This is a genomic window from Amycolatopsis sp. lyj-109, assembly GCF_046548995.1.
Lineage (GTDB): Bacteria > Actinomycetota > Actinomycetes > Mycobacteriales > Pseudonocardiaceae > Amycolatopsis.
This window is the reverse complement of record NZ_JAJPWR010000023.1, coordinates 53,437-72,776: the sequence shown is the minus strand read 5'-3', so window position 1 is coordinate 72,776 and position 19,340 is coordinate 53,437. Positions and strand designations below refer to the sequence as shown.

At 71.3% G+C, this 19,340-nt stretch carries 14 protein-coding genes; 10 read left to right on the top strand and 4 right to left on the bottom strand.

The features are described 5' to 3' along the window. Positions 1–24: 24 nt before the first annotated feature. The 7 genes from ACLJQF_RS37870 (at position 25) to ACLJQF_RS37840 (ending at position 13,588) form a co-directional block, all read left to right on the top strand. Entirely contained in the window at positions 25–2,052 is a 2,028-nt protein-coding gene (locus ACLJQF_RS37870; protein WP_410615100.1) for a cytochrome c oxidase assembly protein, read from the top strand. 130 nt (positions 2,053–2,182) lie between these two features. Then, on the top strand, positions 2,183–3,859 hold the full coding sequence (gene ettA / locus ACLJQF_RS37865; protein ID WP_410615099.1) for an energy-dependent translational throttle protein EttA: 1,677 nt from the start codon (positions 2,183–2,185) through the stop codon (positions 3,857–3,859). A 16-nt stretch (positions 3,860–3,875) separates the two neighbouring features. Next, a complete protein-coding gene (locus ACLJQF_RS37860; RefSeq protein WP_410615098.1) occupies positions 3,876–6,647 on the top strand; it encodes a hypothetical protein in 2,772 nt (923 codons plus the stop codon). 586 nt (positions 6,648–7,233) lie between these two features. Beyond that, positions 7,234–12,237 carry an NAD-glutamate dehydrogenase gene (locus tag ACLJQF_RS37855; RefSeq protein WP_410615097.1) on the top strand — a complete coding sequence of 1,668 codons (5,004 nt, stop codon included), beginning with the start codon at positions 7,234–7,236 and terminating at the stop codon, positions 12,235–12,237. Then, positions 12,234–12,653 (top strand): acyl-CoA thioesterase, encoded by a 420-nt coding sequence (locus ACLJQF_RS37850; RefSeq protein WP_410615096.1) that lies wholly within the window; start codon positions 12,234–12,236, stop codon positions 12,651–12,653. Before ACLJQF_RS37855 ends, ACLJQF_RS37850 begins: the two co-directional genes overlap by 4 nt. Continuing rightward, complete coding sequence (locus ACLJQF_RS37845; RefSeq protein ID WP_410615095.1) at positions 12,646–13,281, top strand: hypothetical protein; 636 nt, start codon at positions 12,646–12,648, stop codon at positions 13,279–13,281. Before ACLJQF_RS37850 ends, ACLJQF_RS37845 begins: the two co-directional genes overlap by 8 nt. Before the next feature lie 52 nt (positions 13,282–13,333). After that, positions 13,334–13,588, top strand: coding sequence for a hypothetical protein (locus ACLJQF_RS37840; protein ID WP_410615094.1), 255 nt, complete (start codon positions 13,334–13,336; stop codon positions 13,586–13,588). Positions 13,589–13,919: 331 nt separating this feature from the next. Here ACLJQF_RS37840 and ACLJQF_RS37835 read toward each other — a convergent pair whose 3' ends face one another. The 3 genes from ACLJQF_RS37835 to ACLJQF_RS37825 all read right to left on the bottom strand — a co-directional run bounded on the left by ACLJQF_RS37835 (position 13,920) and on the right by ACLJQF_RS37825 (position 16,913). After that, on the bottom strand, positions 13,920–15,470 hold the full coding sequence (locus ACLJQF_RS37835) for a glycoside hydrolase family 13 protein (protein WP_410615093.1): 1,551 nt from the start codon (positions 15,468–15,470) through the stop codon (positions 13,920–13,922). Then, positions 15,470–15,871, bottom strand: coding sequence for a globin (locus tag ACLJQF_RS37830; protein ID WP_410615145.1), 402 nt, complete (start codon positions 15,869–15,871; stop codon positions 15,470–15,472). Before ACLJQF_RS37830 ends, ACLJQF_RS37835 begins: the two co-directional genes overlap by 1 nt. A gap of 91 nt (positions 15,872–15,962) precedes the next feature. Next, on the bottom strand, positions 15,963–16,913 hold the full coding sequence (locus ACLJQF_RS37825) for a mechanosensitive ion channel family protein (protein WP_410615092.1): 951 nt from the start codon (positions 16,911–16,913) through the stop codon (positions 15,963–15,965). A gap of 394 nt (positions 16,914–17,307) precedes the next feature. Between ACLJQF_RS37825 and ACLJQF_RS37820 the strand changes: the two genes are divergently transcribed. Next, entirely contained in the window at positions 17,308–17,805 is a 498-nt protein-coding gene (locus ACLJQF_RS37820; protein WP_410615091.1) for an HNH endonuclease, read from the top strand. 108 nt (positions 17,806–17,913) lie between these two features. On the opposite strand, the gene ACLJQF_RS37815 is transcribed toward ACLJQF_RS37820, so the two are convergent. After that, positions 17,914–18,285 (bottom strand): hypothetical protein, encoded by a 372-nt coding sequence (locus tag ACLJQF_RS37815; protein WP_410615090.1) that lies wholly within the window; start codon positions 18,283–18,285, stop codon positions 17,914–17,916. A gap of 286 nt (positions 18,286–18,571) precedes the next feature. On the opposite strand from ACLJQF_RS37815, the gene ACLJQF_RS37810 reads away from it, so the two are divergent. Together ACLJQF_RS37810 and ACLJQF_RS37805 are read left to right on the top strand one after the other, a co-directional pair. After that, positions 18,572–18,826: a hypothetical protein gene (locus ACLJQF_RS37810; RefSeq protein WP_410615089.1), complete on the top strand. Its 255-nt coding sequence runs from the start codon at positions 18,572–18,574 to the stop codon at positions 18,824–18,826. Then, positions 18,813–19,301 carry a DUF5130 family protein gene (locus ACLJQF_RS37805; protein WP_410615088.1) on the top strand — a complete coding sequence of 163 codons (489 nt, stop codon included), beginning with the start codon at positions 18,813–18,815 and terminating at the stop codon, positions 19,299–19,301. Before ACLJQF_RS37810 ends, ACLJQF_RS37805 begins: the two co-directional genes overlap by 14 nt. The last annotated feature ends 39 nt before the right edge of the window (positions 19,302–19,340 follow it).

Genomic DNA, 19,340 nt, shown 5'->3' with positions numbered 1-19,340 from the left:
GGGGCGGGGCATACCCTCAGGGGCGTGTCCGCCACGAAATCCGACGTCCCCACCCAGCGCCGGGCCAGTGTGCTGCCCCTGCTCGTGGTCGGCGTCCTGCTGGCCGCCGTGGTCGCGATCGGCCTGATCGCGCTCACCGGCGGGGCCGGCTACGCCATCGCCGGCCTGCCCGACCCGGGCCTGGTCACCAAGTACGGCATCACCGTCATGCGCGTGGTGTCCGAATCCGCGTCGGTGATCTGCGTCGGGGCGCTGCTGCTGGCCGCTTTCCTCGTGCCGCCACAGAAGTCCGGGACGCTCGCGCCCGAGGGCTACGGCGCCCTGCGCGCGGCGGGGATCGCCGCGTGGGTGTGGTTCGCCGCGGCGCTGCTTTCGGTCGCCTTCACGGCCGCCGACACCGCCGGGAAGCCCTTCGGCGACGTCCTGGACCCGCAGACGCTCCTCGACCTCGTCGGCGCCATCGAACAGCCCAAGGCGTGGCTGTGGACGGCGCTGATCGCGATCCTCGTCGCGCTCGGCTGCCGGCTCGCGCTGTCCTGGGGCTGGACGGCAGTGCTGTTCTTCCTGGCCGTCGGCGGGCTGGTCCCGGTCGCCGTCACCGGGCACTCCGCCAGCGGCGGCTCGCACGACGTCGCCACCAACAGCCTGCTGTTCCACCTGGTCGCCGCGGCGCTGTGGGTCGGCGGCCTGGTCGCGCTGCTGGCGCTGGGGTACCGGCGCGGCGGCCACCTGAGCCTGGCCGCGCAGCGGTTCTCGAAGCTGGCGCTGATCTGCTGGATCGTGATGGCGCTTTCCGGCGCGGTCAACGCGCTGGTCCGGATCGGGCTCAACGACCTCTTCACCACCGACTACGGCCTGCTCGTCGTGGCCAAGACGGTCGCCCTGCTGCTGCTCGGGGTGTTCGGTCACCAGCAGCGCGAAAAGGGCGTCGCGAACCTCAAGGACGGCACGGACGGCAAGGGCGGCGCCCAGCTGCTGCGCCTGGCCTCGGTCGAGATCCTGATCATGTTCGTCACCATCGGGATCGCGTCCGGGCTGGCCCGGACGCCACCGCCGGCGGACGCGGTGACCCAGCCGTCCACCACCGAGCTGCTGATCGGCTACAACCTCGACGGCGCGCCGACGCTCTGGCGCCTGCTCTTCGACACCCGATTCGACCTGATCTACGGCACTTTCGCGCTCGTCATGGGCGGGTTGTACCTCGCCGGGGTCCGCCGGCTGCTGCGCCGGGGCGACACCTGGCCGGTCGGCCGGACGGTCGCCTGGATCGCCGGCTGCGTGGTGCTGCTGATGGCGACGTCGTCGGGCATCGGCCGGTACGCCCCCGCGATGTTCAGCGTGCACATGGGCAACCACATGCTGCTGTCGATGGTCGCGCCGGTGCTGCTCGTGCTCGGCGGGCCGGTGACGCTCGCACTGCGTGCCCTGCCGGCCGCGGGCAAGGACGCCCCGCCCGGGCCGCGCGAGTGGATCGTCGCCTTCGTGCACTCCCCGGTTTCGCGGTTCCTCACTCACCCGGTGGTCGCGCTGCTGCTGTTCGTCGGCTCGTTCTACGCGCTGTACTTCTCCGGCCTGTTCGACAACGCGCTGCAGTACCACTGGGCGCACCTGGCGATGAACGGGCACTTCCTGCTCGCCGGGTACGTCTTCTACTGGCCGGTGATCGGCGTCGACCCGGCGCCGCGGCGGATCCCGTACCTCGGCCGGCTCGGCATGATGTTCGCCGCGATGCCGTTCCACGCGTTCTTCGGCGTGATCCTGATGAGCAAGCAGACCGTCATCGGCCAGGCGTTCTACGGCCAGCTGCACCTGCCGTGGGTCACCGACCTGCTCGCCGACCAGCGGCTCGGCGGCGGCATCGCCTGGGCGGCCGGCGAGATCCCGGTGCTGCTGGTGCTGATCGCGCTGCTGGTGCAGTGGTCGCGTCAGGACGAGCGCGAGGCGAAGCGGAGTGATCGGCGCGAAGCGGCGACGGGCGACGAAGAGCTGAACGCCTACAACGCGATGCTGAAGAACCTCGCCGAGGGCAAGCGACCCTCGGGTTCCAGTTGAGGTTGAGCCACCGTCCGGCTGCCGGGAAAACGGCCGTTTCGGTACTCTCGCCGTGATCTCGGGCTGACATTCGGTAGTCCGACGGTGACCGGCGTCGAGCCGCGATCAGGTGCGCTCTACGATCGTGGGTATGGCCGAGTTCATCTACACCATGAAGAAGGTGCGCAAGACCGTCGGGGACAAGGTCATCCTCGACGACGTCAGCACCGCGTTCTACCCCGGCGCCAAGATCGGCGTGGTGGGGCCGAACGGTGCCGGTAAGTCCACCGTTCTCAAGATCATGGCGGGGATCGAGCAGGCCAGCAACGGCGAAGCCTTCCTCCAGCCCGGCGCCTCCGTCGGCATCCTCATGCAGGAGCCGGAGCTCAACGAGGAGAAGACGGTCCGGCAGAACGTCGAGGAGGGCCTCGGCGAGGTCAAGGTCAAGCTCGACCGGTACAACGAGGTCCTCAAGCTCATGGAGACCGAGTACTCCGAAGAGCTGATGGACGAGATGGGCCAGCTCCAGGAGGAGCTGGACCACGCCGACGCCTGGGAACTCGACTCGACCGTCGAGCAGGCCATGGACGCGCTCCGCTGCCCGCCGCCGGACGAAGGCGTCTCCCACCTCTCCGGTGGTGAGCGCCGCCGGGTCGCGCTGTGCAAGCTGCTGCTGTCGGCGCCCGACCTGCTGCTGCTCGACGAGCCCACCAACCACCTGGACGCCGAAAGTGTCCTGTGGCTGGAGCAGTTCCTCTCCCGCTACGCCGGCGCCGTCCTCGCCGTCACCCACGACCGGTACTTCCTGGACAACGTGGCCCAGTGGATCATGGAGATCGACCGCGGCCGGGTCGTCGGCTACGAGGGCAACTACTCGACGTACCTGGAGAAAAAGCGCGAGCGCCTCGAGGTCCAGGGCAAGAAGGACCAGAAGCTCGCGAAGCGCCTGAAGACCGAGCTCGAGTGGGTGCGGTCCAACGCCAAGGCCCGGCAGACGAAGTCCCGCTCGCGCCTCGACCGCTACGAGGAGATGGCGGCGGAGGCGGACAAGCACCGCAAGCTCGACTTCGAAGAGATCCAGATCCCGCCGGGTCCGCGGCTGGGCAACGTCGTGGTCGAGGTCGAGAAGCTGCAGAAGGGCTTCGACGGCCGGGTCCTCATCGACGGCCTGTCGTTCGACCTGCCGCGCAACGGCATCGTCGGCGTGATCGGCCCGAACGGCGTCGGCAAGACGACGCTGTTCAAGACGATCGTCGGGCTCGAGGAGGCGGACGCCGGTGAGGTCAAGATCGGCGAGACCGTCAAACTGTCCTATGTGGACCAGAATCGCGGCGGGATCGACCCGAAGAAGACCGTCTGGCAGGTCGTCTCCGACGAGCTGGACTACATCCACGTCGGCCAGACCGAAATGCCGTCGCGGGCGTACGTCAGCGCGTTCGGGTTCAAGGGCCCGGACCAGCAGAAGCCGGCGGGCGTGCTCTCCGGTGGTGAGCGCAACCGGCTCAACCTGGCGCTGACGCTCAAGCAGGGCGGGAACCTGATCCTGCTCGACGAGCCGACGAACGACCTGGACGTCGAGACGCTGGGCTCGCTGGAGAACGCGCTGGAGCAGTTCCCCGGCTGCGCCGTGGTGATTTCGCACGACCGGTGGTTCCTCGACCGGGTCGCGACGCACATCCTGGCCTGGGAAGGCACCGACGAGAACCCCGCTCAGTGGTTCTGGTTCGAGGGCAACTTCGAAGGGTACGAGAAGAACAAGGTGGAGCGGATGGGCGCCGAGGCTGCCCGCCCGCACCGTGTCACCCATCGCAAGCTGACCCGCGACTGAGGGGGCGGGTTTCCCCGTGGAAGCCAGCAAACAGCACCGGACGGGCCCGTTCTCCCCGGAGAGCGGGCGCTCCGCGCATGCCGGGGGAACCCTCTCCGCAGTCGGCAGGCTGATCGAACGCGCGGACGCGCTGCACCTACGCGCGCCCGAACTGGCACTGGTCCTCGGCGAGCGCGCGGCCGCGCTGGCCGAAGCCGCCAGTGCCGACGAACAGTGGATCCGGGCCGAGAGCCTGGTCGTGTCCGCGCGCGTCCGGCTCGGGATGCGGCCGGCCACGGTCGGGCGCGCGGTCGCGGCATTGCGCGCGGCCGAGCACGCGGGCTACGGCGACATCGCCGCCCGGCTGCGCATCGACCTCGCCGTCTGCGCCCGCAGCCTCGGCGTACCGCTGACCGGCCTCGCCGCGCTGCGGCCGATCCTCACGGATCCGGTGGTCTCGCCGGTGCACCGCGCGGCCGCGTTGTGCCACCTGGTGGGCTGCCTGGGCCAGCTCGGGCGCAAGTCGGAGCTGGACCGCGTGCTGGTGGAGGCGGACAAGCTCGTCGTCGGAGACGACTCTCTCGGCGCGGACACCCAGCTGCTGGTGCGGGCCCTGCTGCGCGTCGGCACGGCCGCCCACCGCCGTCGCCACGGCGACTTGACGGCGGCGGCCGACGCGGCCCGGACCGGCCTCGGCTTCCTGGAGAGGCTGGACAACCCGGCCGACGACGGCGGTCTCATCCGCATCCGGCTGGTGCTGTTGCTGGTCAGCACGCTGCTCGACCGCGGCGACGCCCAGATGGCGTACGAGATCGCGGAGCCGGTGCTGGCCGAGCCGGTCCGCGCGGCGGGCGTCGCCCCGATGGGCTGGCTGCGGCTGGCCGTCGCGACGCGGGTCCATCTGCCCGCGGGTTCCGGTGAGGCGGCGATCGAGCAGGTGCGCGAAGCCGTGGCCAGCACGGATCGGCACGGGCTGTCGGCGATCACGGCCCGGTTGTGGCTGGAGCTGGCGCAGTTGCAGGAGCGGTTCGGGCAGGCGGAGGAGGCCATCGCGTGCCTGTACCGCTCGCGGGCGGCGGAGCAGCTGCACGCCCGGGCCCGGCGGCAGGCGTGCAGTGTGCTGGCCGGCGAGTTCGGCAGCGGGGAGCCGGCTTCGGTCGATTTGGACGAGGTGCTGAAGGCGGTGCCGTCCGGGGCTTCGCCCCGAGCCGGGGGCTCCCGGGCCCCTGGAAGCGGCGTGCCGTCGCACCCGGTCCCGGTTGTCGCGGCCGCGCCGGTTCCGGAGCCCGAGCCGCGCACGCCCGCGTGGTCGTTCGAGCGGGAGGAAATGCCGTCGCGGCCCGAGTCGCGGCAGCCGGCGCCGGCGTGGTCGTTCGAGCGGCCACGGGTGACCGCGGACGCCGCCGAGACGGCGTTGATGCCGGCGGTGCGGATCGACTCGGCGCCGCAGCCGGGCCGACGGCCGGAGGTGCCTTCGGGCCGGCCGGAGCCTCGAGGCCGGGCGGAGTCGAGCGACGTGCGGTCGGGGCGGAACTCGGAGCCGGCCGACGTGCGCCCGGGACGAGGGGCGGAGCAGCAGCCTGAGGCCGGGGGGCCGCGGTCGGGGCGGGAGCCGGAGTTCCGGCCGGAGCCGGTCGAGGTGCGGCCGGCGCGGGGGTCCGGGCCGGTCGAGCGTGGGCCGGGGTCTGAGCTTGGCGAGCGTGGGCGGGACTCGGAGCTTGCCGAGCGTGGGCCGGGGTCGGAGCTTGGCGAGCGTGGGCGAGGGCCCGGGTCTGTCGAGCGGCCGCCGGTCGAGCGTGGGCGAGAGTCGAGGCCTGCCGAGTCGCGGTCGGGCCAGCGTGGGCGAGAGTCGGGGCCTGTCGAGTCGGGGCCTGCCGAGCGTGGGCGAGAGCCGGAGCGTCGCTCCGAGCTTGCCGAGCCGCGAGGGCGGCAGCCGGAGTCTCGGCTGGAGCCGGTCGAGCAGGGGCCCGAGCCGCGGGAGCCCGACTTCCGGTCGGCGCCGGCCGAGCCGCGGCCGGCCGAGCGTGGGCGAGAGCCGATCGAGGTGCGGTCCACGCGGGAACCCGTCGAGACGCCACCCGAGGTGGCGCCGGCCGCTGAACCCGGCAAGACCAAGTTCTCCTGGGCCGCGCTGGCCGAAGCTCGGCTGCGGGAAACCGCGGCCGAACGGGAATCGGCGCCCACTCGCATCACGCCGGCGCTGCCGCTGGCGCCCGAGCCCGCCGCCGAGCGGGAGCCGTGGGCGCCGGAAGGGCGGCGGCAGGAGGAGCCGCCGCCGTCGACGCGGCACGACGCCGAGCACGGCTCGGTGGCCGCGCGGTCCGTGCTGGACCGGCTGGGCATCTCCGCGTCCGGAGGTGCCGGTGGTGGCCGGCGCCGGGCGGAAGACGCCGACAGCCCGCGCGCCGAGGAACCGGCGCGTCCGGAGCCGAAGCTCGCCCCGCCGCCGCGGCCGGAAGACGAACCGCCGTCGGTGCCGGACTACCGCGACGAAGTGGAGCCGTGGCTGCCGCGGCTGCGGATGCCACCGTCGCTGGAGCCGATGGAGGACTTCGGCCACTGGACCCCGGCGACGGCCCCGTTCCCGGAGAGCTACGCCCGCGCCATCGCGGAGGACGAGCCCCCACCCGACGCCGGCCTCGCCGACCTGCTCGCCCGCGCCCTGGCCGAGCACCAGGCGGGCACGGCCAGCGCGGCAGCCCTGGTCAAGCAGCTCGACTCCCAGAACGCCGGCCGCCGCAACGGCCACGGTCGCAACGGCCACGGCGCCGAGGTCTCGGACTCCCGCGGCCACAGCTCCCGCGACTGACCCAGCCCGCCCGGCGAAGCCGAACCGCCACGGTCCGCCACGGTCCGCCACGGTCCGCCGCGGCTGTCCGGATGCCCTGAATGACTCATTCAGGGCATCCGACGCCCTGAATGAGTCATTCAAGACGCTCAGGCCATCGCAATGGCGGCCCGACCGGACCCTGCCCAGCACCCAGCGGGCCCGCCGCGGGGAGTTCACCCCGGCCGGCGTCCAGTCGGTGAGACACACCTATCCAGCGCCGACCTGCCGGCACGAAAACAGTGGGATCCGTCGCACCCCGGCGTCGCCGACTGGCCGACACCGTTCGGCGAACGGCAAAGCACCCGATCTACTGAACCGATCACGTTGACCCCACGCCGGGTCGCGCCCGGCGAGCGCGGCTGGTCAGGGCCGCGTACCGCCGCGCTACGCAACCCGTCAGTAGCTTGACCGATCACGCGAATCCCCTGGCCCGGAAGGGTTTCCGCGCGTCGGGGAACCTTCGGGTCTTCATGTGATCCCGGATCGCGGCGCATTAGTGTGGGGTGGCCGGCTCAACGACGAACCGGCACGGTGCCACCTCACGCAAACTGGAGAGTTGCCTCAAATGAGCTCGACCGGAGTCTCGTCCCTACCCGGAACCGGAGCCGAAACCGAACCCGAATTCGGCCAGCGCTCCCCGGCCAGCCCGGAGCAGATCAGGGACGACCTGATCGACGCCGCCGCCGGGCTGGCGCCGGAGATCGGTGAGCTCATCCGGCTCTACTACCGGCACATCCCGCCCGAAGAAATCGTCGGCGACGAGCCCGTCAACCTGGTCGGCGCCGTCCGATCGCACCTGCAGCTGGCCAAGTCGCGGATGCCCGGCCGCCCGGCCGTGCGGCTGCTGAACCCGACCGTCGCCGAAGACGGGTGGGCGCGCGAAGCCACCGTCGTGCAGGTCGTCACCGACGACATGCCGTACCTGGTCGACTCGATCGCCGCGGAGTTCGCCCGTGACGGCGTGCAGGTGCAGCGCATCGTTCACCCGATCGTGGTGGTCAGCCGGGACCTCACCGGCGAGCTCCTCGAGGTCCACCCCGCAGCGGACCCGGCCGAGCCACCCGCGAACTCGGCCGCCGAGTCGTGGATGTACATCGAGATCGACTTCGTCACCGACCGCAACCGGGCCCGCGAGCTCGACAACCGGCTCTCCAGCGTGCTCGGCGACGTCCGTGAGGTCGTCGAGGACGCCGAAAAGATGGCCCAGACGGCCTGCCAGCTGGCGAGCGAACTCGAGACGGACCCGCCGCGGCTGCCCCAGGACGAGGTCGCCGAGGGTGCCCGCCTGCTGCGCTGGCTCGCCGACGGCCACTTCACGTTCCTCGGCTACCGCCGCTACGAACTGATCGACAACCCGCACCCGGACAGCGACGAGCCCGCTCTGCGCGCCGTCCTGGCTTCCGGCCTCGGCGTGCTGCGCCAGGACAGCCTCGCCGCCCGCGGCCTCACCGCCGGTCCGGACACCGCCGCCACCGCCCTCGCGCCCACGCTGCTGGTACTGACCCAGGCCAGCGCGCCCTCGACCGTGCACCGGCCGGTCTACCCCTACTACGTCGGCGTGAAGACCTTCGACGCCGAAGGCAACGTCACCGGCGAGCACCGCTTCCTCGGCATGTTCACCACCACCGCGCTGCACGAGAACGTCCTCGACATCCCCGTCGTCTGCAAGCGGGTCCGCGAGGTCATCCACCGCGCCGGCTTCCCGATCGAGTCGTTCTCCGGCCAGCGGATGCTCGAAATCCTGCAGAACTGGCCGCGCGCCGACCTGTTCTCCGCCGACACCGGCTCGCTGTACTCGACGACGACCGGCGCGATCACCCTCTCCGACCGCCGGCGGCTGCGGCTGTTCCTGCGCCGCGACCCGTACGGCCGCTTCTACTCCTGCCTCGTCTACCTGCCGCGCGACCGCTACACGACGCGCTCGCGGCTGGCGATGCAGGAAGTCCTGCTCGAAGAGCTCGAAGGCACCCAGCTGGAATACAGCGCGCGGATCGGCGAGACCGTCCTGGCGCAGGTGCACTTCGTCGTGCACACCGACCCGGCCCGCCGCCTCGAACCGGACACCCTCAAGATCCAGGACCGGCTGAACGACGCCGTCCGCACCTGGGACGACCGGATGGTCGAGGCGGTCCTCGACGAACGCCGGGAGCGCGCCGACGGCGGCGTCGCGGTCGGGATCGTCGGCGAGGAATCGGCCACCGAGCAGGGCCAGCGCTTCGCGATGGTCTTCCCCGAGGGCTACAAGGAGGACTTCACCGCCGAAGAGGCGCTGGCCGACCTCCGCTCCCTGGACTCGCTCACCGACGAAGGCGACCTCGCGCTGTCCTTCTACCAGCCCGCCGACGCCGGCCCGGGGGAGCGGCGCTTCAAGCTCTACCTGCGCGGCGAAGGCGTCACCCTCTCGAAGGTGCTCCCGGTGCTGCAGGCCATGGGCGTCGAGGTGGTCGACGAGCGGCCGTACGAGCTGCACCGCGAAGACGGCGGCGCGTGCTGGATCTACGACTTCGGCCTGCACGTCGACCAGAAAATGCTCGACGAGTCCGACGAGCACGCCGTCGCCGAGCTGCGCGGCCGCTTCCAGGACGCCTTCGAGGCCGCCTGGCGGGGCGACGCCGAGGTCGACGGCCTCAACGGCCTCGTCCTGCGCGCCGGGCTCACCTGGCGCCAGGTAGCCGTGCTGCGCGCCTACTCCCGGTACCTGCGCCAGGCCGGCAGCGCGTTCTCCCAGGACTACATCCAGAACACGCTGCTGAACCACACCCAGGTCGCGACCAAGCTCCTGCGGCTGTTCGAAGCCCGGTTCGACCCCCAGTCGTCCGACGCCGACCGCGAGGCCGCCACCGAAGCCCTTTCCAGCGAGCTGAACGCGATGATCGACGAGGTCACCAGCCTCGACGAGGACCGGATCCTGCGACGCCTGATGGCCGTCATCCGGGCCACCCTGCGGACGAACTACCACGTCACCGGCACCGATGGCACTCCCCGCGAGTACCTGTCGATCAAGCTCGACCCGGCCGGCGTGCCCGACCTGCCCGAGCCGCGGCCGAAGTTCGAGATCTTCGTCTACTCGCCGCGCGTCGAGGGCGTGCACCTGCGCTTCGGCGAGGTCGCGCGCGGCGGCCTGCGCTGGTCGGACCGCCGCGAGGACTTCCGCACCGAGATCCTCGGCCTGGTCAAGGCACAGGCGGTGAAGAACGCGGTGATCGTGCCGGTCGGCGCGAAGGGCGGCTTCGTCGTCAAACGCCCGCCGGCCCCGAGCGGCGACGCGAGCATCGACCGCGACGCCCAGCTCACCGAGGGCATCGCCTGCTACCGCATGTTCATCTCCGGCCTGCTCGACCTGACCGACAACCGGATCGAGGGCAAGACCCTCCCCGCGCCCGGTGTCGTCCGGCACGACGCCGACGACTCCTACCTGGTCGTCGCGGCCGACAAGGGCACCGCGAAGTTCTCCGACATCGCCAACGAGATGTCGGCGCAGTACGGCTTCTGGCTCGGGGACGCCTTCGCCTCCGGTGGCTCGGTCGGCTACGACCACAAGGCCATGGGCATCACGGCGAAGGGCGCCTGGGAGAGCGTCAAGCGGCACTTCCGCGAGCTGGGCAAGGACACCCAGACCGAGGACTTCACCGTGGTCGGCATCGGCGACATGATGGGTGACGTCTTCGGCAACGGCATGCTGCTGTCCGAGCACATCCGCCTCGTCGCGGCGTTCAACCACATGCACGTCTTCCTCGACCCGAACCCGGACGCGGCAGCAACATTTGCCGAGCGGCGACGGTTGTTCGACCTGCCGCGCAGCTCGTGGGACGACTACGACCGCTCGCTGATCAGCGAAGGCGGCGGGATCTACCCGCGCACGGCGAAGTCGATCCCGATCAGCCCGCAGGTGCGTGCGGCGCTCGGCCTCGAGGACGGGGTCACGGCGCTGGCACCGATGGACCTGATCCAGGCGATCCTGCTGGCGCCGGTCGAGCTGCTCTGGAACGGCGGCATCGGCACCTACGTCAAGGCGGAGACCGAAAGCCACCAGGCAGCCGGCGACAAGGCCAATGACGCCATCCGCGTCGACGGCAATCAGCTGCGCGTCAAGGTCTTCGGCGAAGGCGGCAACCTCGGCCTGACCCAGCTCGGCCGGATCGAGTTCGCCCGGCGCGGGGGACCCGACCAGGCCGGCGGCAAGATCAACACCGACGCGCTCGACAACTCGGCCGGCGTCGACTGCTCCGACCACGAAGTCAACATCAAGATCCTGCTCGACCACCTCGTCCAGACCGGCAAGCTGGAGCGCGAACAGCGCAACGAGCTCCTGGAAGAGATGACCGACGAGGTCGGCGCGCTGGTCCTCAAGGACAACTACCGGCAGAACGCCGTCCTCGGCGTCAGCCGCGCCCACGCCGCACCGATGCTGTCGGTGCACGCCCGCCAGGTGCAGGCACTCGTGTCGGCGGGCGCGTTCGACCGCAAGCTCGAGGCGCTGCCGAGCAACTCGGAGTTCCGCGAGCTGGAGAAGGCGGGCAAGGGCCTCACCTCGCCGGAGCTCGCGACCCTGCTCGCGCACGTCAAGCTGGAGCTGAAGGACGAGCTGCTGGCCAGCGACCTGCCCGACTCGAAGGTCTTCGCGGCCCGGCTGCCCGAGTACTTCCCGAAGCCGCTGCGGGAGCGGTTCGGCTCCGCGATCGGCGAACACCCGCTGCGCCGGCAGATCATCACCACGCTGATCGCCAACGAGGTGGTCGACGGCGGCGGCATCTCGTTCGTCTACCGGCTGATGGAGGAAATGAGCGCGACCGCGACGGACGCGGTGCGCGCGTACGCCGTGGTGACGCAGGTGTTCGACCTCCCCGCGCTGTGGAAGGAAATCGACGCGCTCGACAACGTCGTGCACACCGACGTCGCCGACGAGATGGTGCTGGAAACGCGGCGGCTGCTCGACCGGGCCGCGCGCTGGTTCCTCACCAACCGGCCGCAGCCGCTGGCCCCGCTGTCGGAGATCAAGCGCTTCGGCCGGGTGCTGGACAAGCTCGTCCCGAAGATCGGCGACCTGCTGCGCGGCCGCGAGGCCGAGTCGGTGGAGAAGCACGTGAACGAGCTGATCGCCGCGAACGTGCCGGAGGGGCTGGCCCGCCGGGTGTCGCTGCTGCTGCACACCTACGGCCTGCTCGACGTCACCGAGGTGGCCGAGCTCGCCGAGCAGCAGATCGGCGTGGACGCCGTGCACAGCCCGGCCGAGACCGCGGAGCTGTACTACGCGCTCTCCGACCACCTGGACATCGACAAGATGCTCACCGAGATCAGCAAGCTCGAACGCGGCAACCGCTGGCACGCGCTCGCCCGGCTTTCGCTGCGCGACGACGTCTACGGCTCGCTGCGGGCGATCACGCTGGACGCGTTGCGGCACAGCGATCCCGGCTCGTCCGGCGACGCCAAGATCGCCCAGTGGGAGAAGACGAACGCGTCCCGGCTGCAGCGGGCGCGCGTCGCGCTCGACGAGATCACCAAGTCCGGCCGGCTCGACCTGGCGACCCTTTCGGTGGCGGCCCGCCAGATCCGGAGCACGGTTCGGTGACCTACGTTGCGCACGTCCGCCCGCGCTGGACGGACATGGACGTCTACGGCCACATCAACCACGCGAAAATGGTGACGCTGCTCGAAGAGGCGCGCATCCCGCTGTTGTTCAGCGCGGCGGTCGAGGCGGGGCTGGACCAGCTGCCGAAGGGCATCGTCGTGGTCCGGCTCGAAGTGGCCTACAAGGCGCCGATCGTGGTGTCCGGCCAGCAGCTGCGGATCGACATCGACCTGACCGAGCTGCGCGCGGCGAGCTTCACGCTGGCCTACCGCGTCCGCGGCGGGCCCTCCGCGGACGACCCGGTGGCGGTCACGGCCGAGACGGTGCTGGCGCCGTACGACACGGTCGAACTGCGGCCGCGTAGGCTCACCCCGGCCGAGTCGGAGTTTCTGAAGCAGGGGTTCGCGGATGCCTGAGTTGTTCGTGCCGGACGCGGCCGACCGGGAGACCCTCGGGGCGTTCGTCGCCCGCGCGGTCCGGCTGGACGGCCAGACGGCGGTCCGGCTGCGGCAGCGCGGCGACGGCGTGGTCGAGGCCTGGACGGCGACGCCGTTCGAGTGCCTGGCCACCCGCGCGGTGGCCGGCGATGTCACCCCCGGCGACGTCACGGTGTCCGGCAACGAGCTGCTCGCGGCGCTGACCGTGGCGGGCGGACCCCGGATGGACCCGGGCCCGGCCCGCGACCTGCTGTGGCACGGCGAGCTGCCGCCGTCCGGCCGCTGGCCGCTGATCGACGAGCTCCCGGCGCGGGTGGTGTCCGAGCTGGCGGACCGCGGCGTGACGCTGGCCAGGGACAACGCCGGCCCGCACGGCAACCCGCCGGCGTCGCTGATGGACCAGGCGGTGCTGACGGTGAGCGGCGGTTCGGTCGAGGTCAAGGTCCAGATGCGGTGCCTGTTCGCGATGTCCGGCATGGGTTTCGTGGACTCGGACGTCGAAGGTGACGTCGTCCGCGTGACGGCCACCGATTCGTGGCTGCGCCTGGACGCCCGGTACGGCGCGATCGTGCGGCGCCGGCACGCGCTGCTGCCGCTGCTGTTCTGACGAAGTGCTCACGGTGGCCACCACTGCTCGCCGGCGGTGGCACCCTGGAGGCATGACCCCGGACGAAGACCCGACCGCGGACTTCCTCGACGACGTGCGCGCCGAGGAGACCCCGTGGCGGCGCGACCGTCCGGCGGGCGAGCAGGCGCCGGAGCGCGCCGGAAGACCGGAGAGGTGGGGCCGCACGCGTGCGGCGGGCCGGGCGGCCGCCCAGGCGGCGCCCTACCTCCAGGCCGCGGCCCTGGTGGCCTGGCTGGCGAGCGGCGCCTTCGACGACGGTTCGGGCTCGGGCGACCAGTCCGGCTGAAACCGGCGCCGCGCAGTCCCCGCCCTCCCTGGCAGGGCCCCCGCAAAGCCGCGGGGCTCATTCACCCGGCAGCGCAGCCCAGCTCAGCCAACGTCTTGAATGACTCATTCAGGACCTCCGACGCCCTGAATGACTCATTCAAGACACCGCGGCCACACCAGCGCCGCCGAAACCGCCCCCTTCGGGCCCGCCCCTTCGACTTTGCCGGAACCCGGGCCACCCCGCGGGGGCGCCCCCCGGGTCCAGCGTATCGGTGGCTACCGCCGGAAACACCGGACGAGCTGGTTTCCGCCGGAGTTGTCCACACCCCGCGTGGATTGTGGAAGGCGGGTCAGACCAGCCAGGCGGCCGAGTCCGCGGGCAGCTTCCCCTCGACCAGCGGGCTGCTCGACAACAGCAGCTCGCCCGGCGGCAGCGCGATCGGCGAAGCCGACGTGTTCAGCGCGCACACCAGCCCACCCCCGCGCCGCCGGAACGCGAAGCACCCGGCCGGAGCGCCGTACCACTCCAGCTCGTCGCCGCCGAACGCCGGATGCGTCTTCCGCAGCTCGATCGCCTGCCGGTACAGCGAAAGCGTCGAGTCGGCGTCCTCGATCTGCTTCTCCACCGTCAGCCCGGCCCATTCCGACGGCATCGGCAGCCACGTCCGCGGGTTCCGCGAGAAGCCGTAGGGCGGCAGGTCGCCCTCCCACGGCAGCGGCACCCGCGAGACGTCCCGCCCGAACTCGGCGCCGCTCGTCTTCGCGCGCGGATCGGCCATGTCCGAAGGAGCCAGCTCCACGTTCGCCAGCCCCAGCTCTTCGCCGTTGTACAGGTACACCGCGCCCGGCAGCGCCAGCTCGACCAGCGCCATCGCCCGCGCGCGCCGCACGCCGGCCGGACCGCCGCCGTAGCGGCTGACCTGCCGCCAGACGTCGTGGTTGCCCAGCGTCCAGGTCGCCGGGGCGCCCGTGCGGGCCGGGACGGCCAGGGAGCGCTCGATGGCCGTGCGCATGGCGTCGGCGTCGAAGTGGGTCAGCACCAGCCGGAAGTTGAACGCCAGGTGCAGCTCGTCGGGCCGTAGGTAGCGCGACAGGCGTTCCTCGTCGGTCACCCAGATCTCGCCGACCGCCATCGCGTCCGGGAACTCGTCGAGCACCTTGCGGATCATCTGGTGGATCTCGTGGACGCCGTCGTGGTCCCACCGCGGGTCGTAGTAGTGGCTCGGCCCCAGCGCGTCGGCGCGCGGGTCCATGTCCGGCAGGCCGGGCGGTTTGGCCATGCCGTGCGCGACGTCGATGCGGAAGCCGTCGACGCCGCGTTCGAGCCAGAACCGCAGGGTGCGTTCCAGGTCGGCGGCGACCTCCGGGTTGGCCCAGTTCAGGTCCGGCTGCTGCGGCGCGAACAGGTGCAGGTACCACTGCCCGTCCGGCACGCGGGTCCAGGCCGGGCCGCCGAAGGCGCTGACCCAGTTGTTGGGCGGGTCTTCGCCGCGGGGGCCGACGCCGTCGCGGAAGATGTACCGGTCGCGCTCCGCGCTGCCCGGCTCGGCGGCCATCGCCGACTTGAACCAGGCGTGCTGGTTGCTGGTGTGGTTGGGGACCACGTCGACGGTGACCTTGATGTTCCGCTTGTGCGCCTCGGTGAGCAGCACGTCGAAGTCGCCGAGGGTGCCGAACATCGGGTCGACGTCGCGCGGGTCGGCGATGTCGTAGCCGTGGTCGGCCATCGGGGAGCGGTAGAACGGCGTCAGCCACAGCGCGTCGACGCCCAGCAGCTCCAGGTAACCGAGCCGGGAGTGGATGCCTTCCAGGTCTCCGACGCCGTCGCCGTCCGAATCGGCGAACGAGCGTACGTAGACCTGGTAGAAGACGGCATCGCGCCACCAGGCCGCCGGTCTCATCAGACGAAACTGTTCATCATGCTGTGCGCGGCCATCTCCAGGTAGGCCCAGAGCCGGCTGCGGTACGGCTCTTCGAGGTTCTCTTCGTCGACGGCGATCCGGATGCACCGCAGCCAGGCATCCCGCTCGAGCGGCCCGATCTTGAACGGCCCGTGCCGCATCCGCAGCCGCGGGTGCCCGCGCTGGTCGGAGTAGGTGTGCGGGCCGCCCCAGTACTGGATGAGGAACAGCCGGAAGCGTTCCTCGGCGGGCCCGAGGTCCTCTTCGGGGTAGAGCGGACGGAGGATCTCGTCGCGCGCGACCTCTTCGTAGAACCGCCCGACGATCCGGCGGAAGGTCGGTTCGCCGCCGACCGCTTCGTAGAGGTTCGCCGGTTCGCTCACTGCAGACACGCCTTCCATTTTGCCCTTGGGGTGCGGGTTCCCGACGCCCGGTCCATTCATTACCGCTTCGTCGCGAACCCGCTCCCCAGCGTAATGGCGTCCGCGGCCGCTACTTCCCGCCCGCCGACGCCGACGGCGGGAACAACCGGCCGAGAGGCGGGTCGAAGCCGGCCTCCTCCAGGGCCGCCAGCAGCTGGGCGCGCAACGCCCGCTGCACCGCCCACTGCTTGCCGGGCCGCACCTTCACCGTGAGACGCAGCTGGAGGCCTTCCGGTGTGACGCTTTCCACACCCAGCATCTCCGGCGGCTCGAGGATGTTGTCCTTCAGCGCGTCGCTCTCGGTGGCGGTGGAGGCCGCGGCCGCGAGCACGGCCGCCGCGCGCTCGACGTCGGCGGTGTAGCCGAGGGGGACGTCGACGAGTGCCACCGCGAAGCCCTGGCTCGAGTTGCCGACGCGCAGCACCTCGCCGTTGCGGACGTACCAGACCGTGCCCTTGACATCGCGCAGCGTCGTGATCCGGAGACCGACGGACTCGACCGTGCCGGACGCCTCGCCGACGTCCACGACATCGCCGACGCCGTACTGGTCCTCGACCATCATGAAGATCCCGGACAGGAAGTCCTTGACCAGGTTCTGCGCGCCGAACCCGATCGCGACGCCGATGATCCCCGCCGAGGCGATGATCGGGCCCAGGTTGATGCCGAGTTCGCCCAGTACGAGGATGAACGCCAGGCCGTAGACCAGGAACGTCGACATCGACTTCAGCACCGAGCCGATGGTCATCGCGCGCTGGCGGCGCCGTTCGATGATCGCGGAGCCGAGCACCTCCGGGGCGCGCTCGCGCAGGGGGCGCAGCATCGACGGGAGCTTGCCGCCCGTCTTCGGCAGGGTCGTGACGCGGTTGATCAGCCTTCTCAGGATCAGGCGGACCAGGAACGCGATCACGATGATCATCAGGATCTTGACCGGCTTGGTGATCAGCCAGTTCGCCGAGCCCGCCAGCCACAGGTTGTTCGTGACGTCATACACCGTGTAACAGAACGTGCTGGGGTCCTTCACGCACGGCGGATCGGCGGAGGGAAGCAGGGAGAGCACGGGGGTTCGTTCATCCTTCCGATCGGGTCGGCCGCCCCAACGCCGAGTGGATGTTGGGTCGCGCGGATGTGACACGTCTTGTAACACACGTGCGCTGGGGGCCTGTTCTGTGGTCGACTATGCCTACGCCCCTGGAGGTGGTCGAGTGCCAGACCGACAACCCAGCCCCCGCGGCGTCTCCGGCCAAGCCACGGCCGACGAGACGCCAGAGGTGGTTCTGCGCGCCTATCCGGGGGGTTCCGCATCCGGCGGAGCCGTCCCGGCCGGGCCGGGGACCCGCCCAGGGGGAGTGACCCGCCCGCCCGGACAGCGTAGTAGAGGCCGGGATCCGGCCGCCCCGGCCTGGGGCCGGCGCCGGGTGCTCCTGCTCAACGCCACCTTCGAGCCGCTGACCGCGTTGCCGCTGCGGCGCGCGGTCGTGCTCGTGATGTGCGGCAAGGCCGAAGTGGTCCACGGTGACCCCGGCGGGACCGAGCTGCATTCGGCGAAGGTTTCGCTGCCGGTGCCCTCGGTGATCCGCCTCAGCACGTACGTGCGGGTGCCTTATCGGGCCAAGGTGCCGCTCACGCGCGCCGGGCTCATGCACCGCGACCGGTACCGCTGCGCCTACTGCGGAGGGCGGGCCGAGACGATCGACCACGTCGTCCCGCGCAGCCGGGGTGGCCCCCACAGCTGGACCAACTGCGTCGCGTGCTGTGCCAAGTGCAACCACCGCAAGGCGGACCGGCTGCTCTCGGAGATCGGCTGGCGGCTGCGGATCGTCCCGCGGGCGCCCCACGGCCCGCACTGGCGGCTGCTCGCGCACTCCAAGGAGGCCGATCCGCTCTGGCGGCCGTATCTCGGCTCTGCCGCCTGACCGCCGGACGACGGTAGAGCCCTGGACAAGCCGGCGCCCCGGCTGCCTGTGCGGCGGCCGGGGCGAGCCGGGTGCTTGCGCCGTGCGCGGGGGTCCTGGAGTACGGGGTCAGGCAGCGAGCGTGTAGTCGCTCTGGCAGGTGACGCGCGTGCCCATGGTGACGCGCGTGCCGCGAGTGACACGGGTGCCTCGCGTGACGCGGGTGCCGCAGGTGACTCGCGTGCCGGCCGTCACCCGCGTGCCCATCGTGACACGAGTGCCGCGCGTGACCCGGGTCCCTCGGGTGACTCGCGTGCCCGCCGTCACCCGGGTGCCCATGGTGACGCGGGTTCCTGCTGTGACGCGTGTACCGCGAGTGACGCGTGTACCCCGCGTAACCCTTGTGCCCGCCGTCACACGTGTTCCGGGCGCGAATTCGATGTCGCTCAGTGACGAGAAGGTTTCGGTGATCGCCTGTGCGGGCGTCTGGACGCTGTTCATGGCAGGGCCTCCTGGGACCGGTGCGTTACCTGCTGGAGCTGAGGAGCGGGGCGCAAGGCCCGTACAGGTGAAAAAGCTACGAGGATTTCAAGGTCCCGACAAGACGACAGCGGCGGGTGCGGCCGCCTGTACGTTGAGTTGCAACCTTTCGGCCCGACGGTCTTCGCCCCAACGTTCCAGTGGCCGCGAGCCAAGCGGCGGACGGCACTCGGCTTACGACGAACGGTCGAGTGCGCCGCGCGCGGTGGCTGAAGTGTTCTCGAGGTCATCCGATACGCTCACCGCCGTGAACGTTGTCGAGACGATCGTGGTCTTCGCCGTGATCCCGCTGGCCATCTACGGCCTCGCCGGGCTGCTGACGCTCCGGCGCAGGTCCGGCAGTGCCTCGCGGCACCGGTCCGGCCAGGCCTGGGAGTACCCGGCCATGTGGTGGAGCGCCAACCCCGAAGGGGCGGGCACGACCCACCGGCACGCCGGCACCGAGAACAGCGCGCCCGAGGGCGCCCCGACCGCGGCGGGAGGCGCTCGTGGCAACTGGTGAGCTGACGAAGCGCGTCGACGAGTCCGAACTGGGCTACGGCGAGGCCCTGATGGCCACCGGACGGGTGTCCGCGGCCAAGATGTACGAGCCGGAGGCGCCGTCCGGGCCGTTCACCACCCGCCAGCTGGCCCGGCTCGACGAGGCGCTGACGTTCGCGAGCCGCGAGACCGGCCTGGACTTCAGCCTGTACCTCGGCGAGCTGGGATCGGACAGCCGGGTGGCGGCGGAGAAGCTGCACGCGACGACGGCGGACCCGGCGAACGCGGTGCTGATCGCGGTCTCCCCGGGCGAGCGGCTGATCGAGATCGTCACCGGCAAGTCGGCGCACCTGCGCCTGCCGGACCGCGGCGCCAAGCTCGCGGTGGCGAGCATGGTGGCGTCGTTCAAGGAGGGTGACCTGGTCCGCGGACTGGTCAACGGCCTGGCGAACGCGCTGCGGATGCTGTCGGACCAGGCGGGCCCCGCGCCCCGCTGACCCGAGACACGAGAAAGGCCCCGCACGCCCCGGCTGGAA

What these genes read in the sequence shown, in the direction of transcription:
- ettA (WP_410615099.1), top strand. Translation starts at nt 2,183, where the DNA reads ATGGCCGAGTTCATCTACACCATGAAGAAGGTGCGCAAGACCGTCGGG.
- ACLJQF_RS37855 (WP_410615097.1), top strand. Translation starts at nt 7,234, where the DNA reads ATGAGCTCGACCGGAGTCTCGTCCCTACCCGGAACCGGAGCCGAAACC.
- ACLJQF_RS37845 (WP_410615095.1), top strand. Translation starts at nt 12,646, where the DNA reads ATGCCTGAGTTGTTCGTGCCGGACGCGGCCGACCGGGAGACCCTCGGG.
- ACLJQF_RS37840 (WP_410615094.1), top strand. Translation starts at nt 13,334, where the DNA reads ATGACCCCGGACGAAGACCCGACCGCGGACTTCCTCGACGACGTGCGC.
- ACLJQF_RS37835 (WP_410615093.1), bottom strand. Translation starts at nt 15,470, where the DNA reads ATGAGACCGGCGGCCTGGTGGCGCGATGCCGTCTTCTACCAGGTCTAC.
- ACLJQF_RS37830 (WP_410615145.1), bottom strand. Translation starts at nt 15,871, where the DNA reads ATGGAAGGCGTGTCTGCAGTGAGCGAACCGGCGAACCTCTACGAAGCG.
- ACLJQF_RS37815 (WP_410615090.1), bottom strand. Translation starts at nt 18,285, where the DNA reads ATGAACAGCGTCCAGACGCCCGCACAGGCGATCACCGAAACCTTCTCG.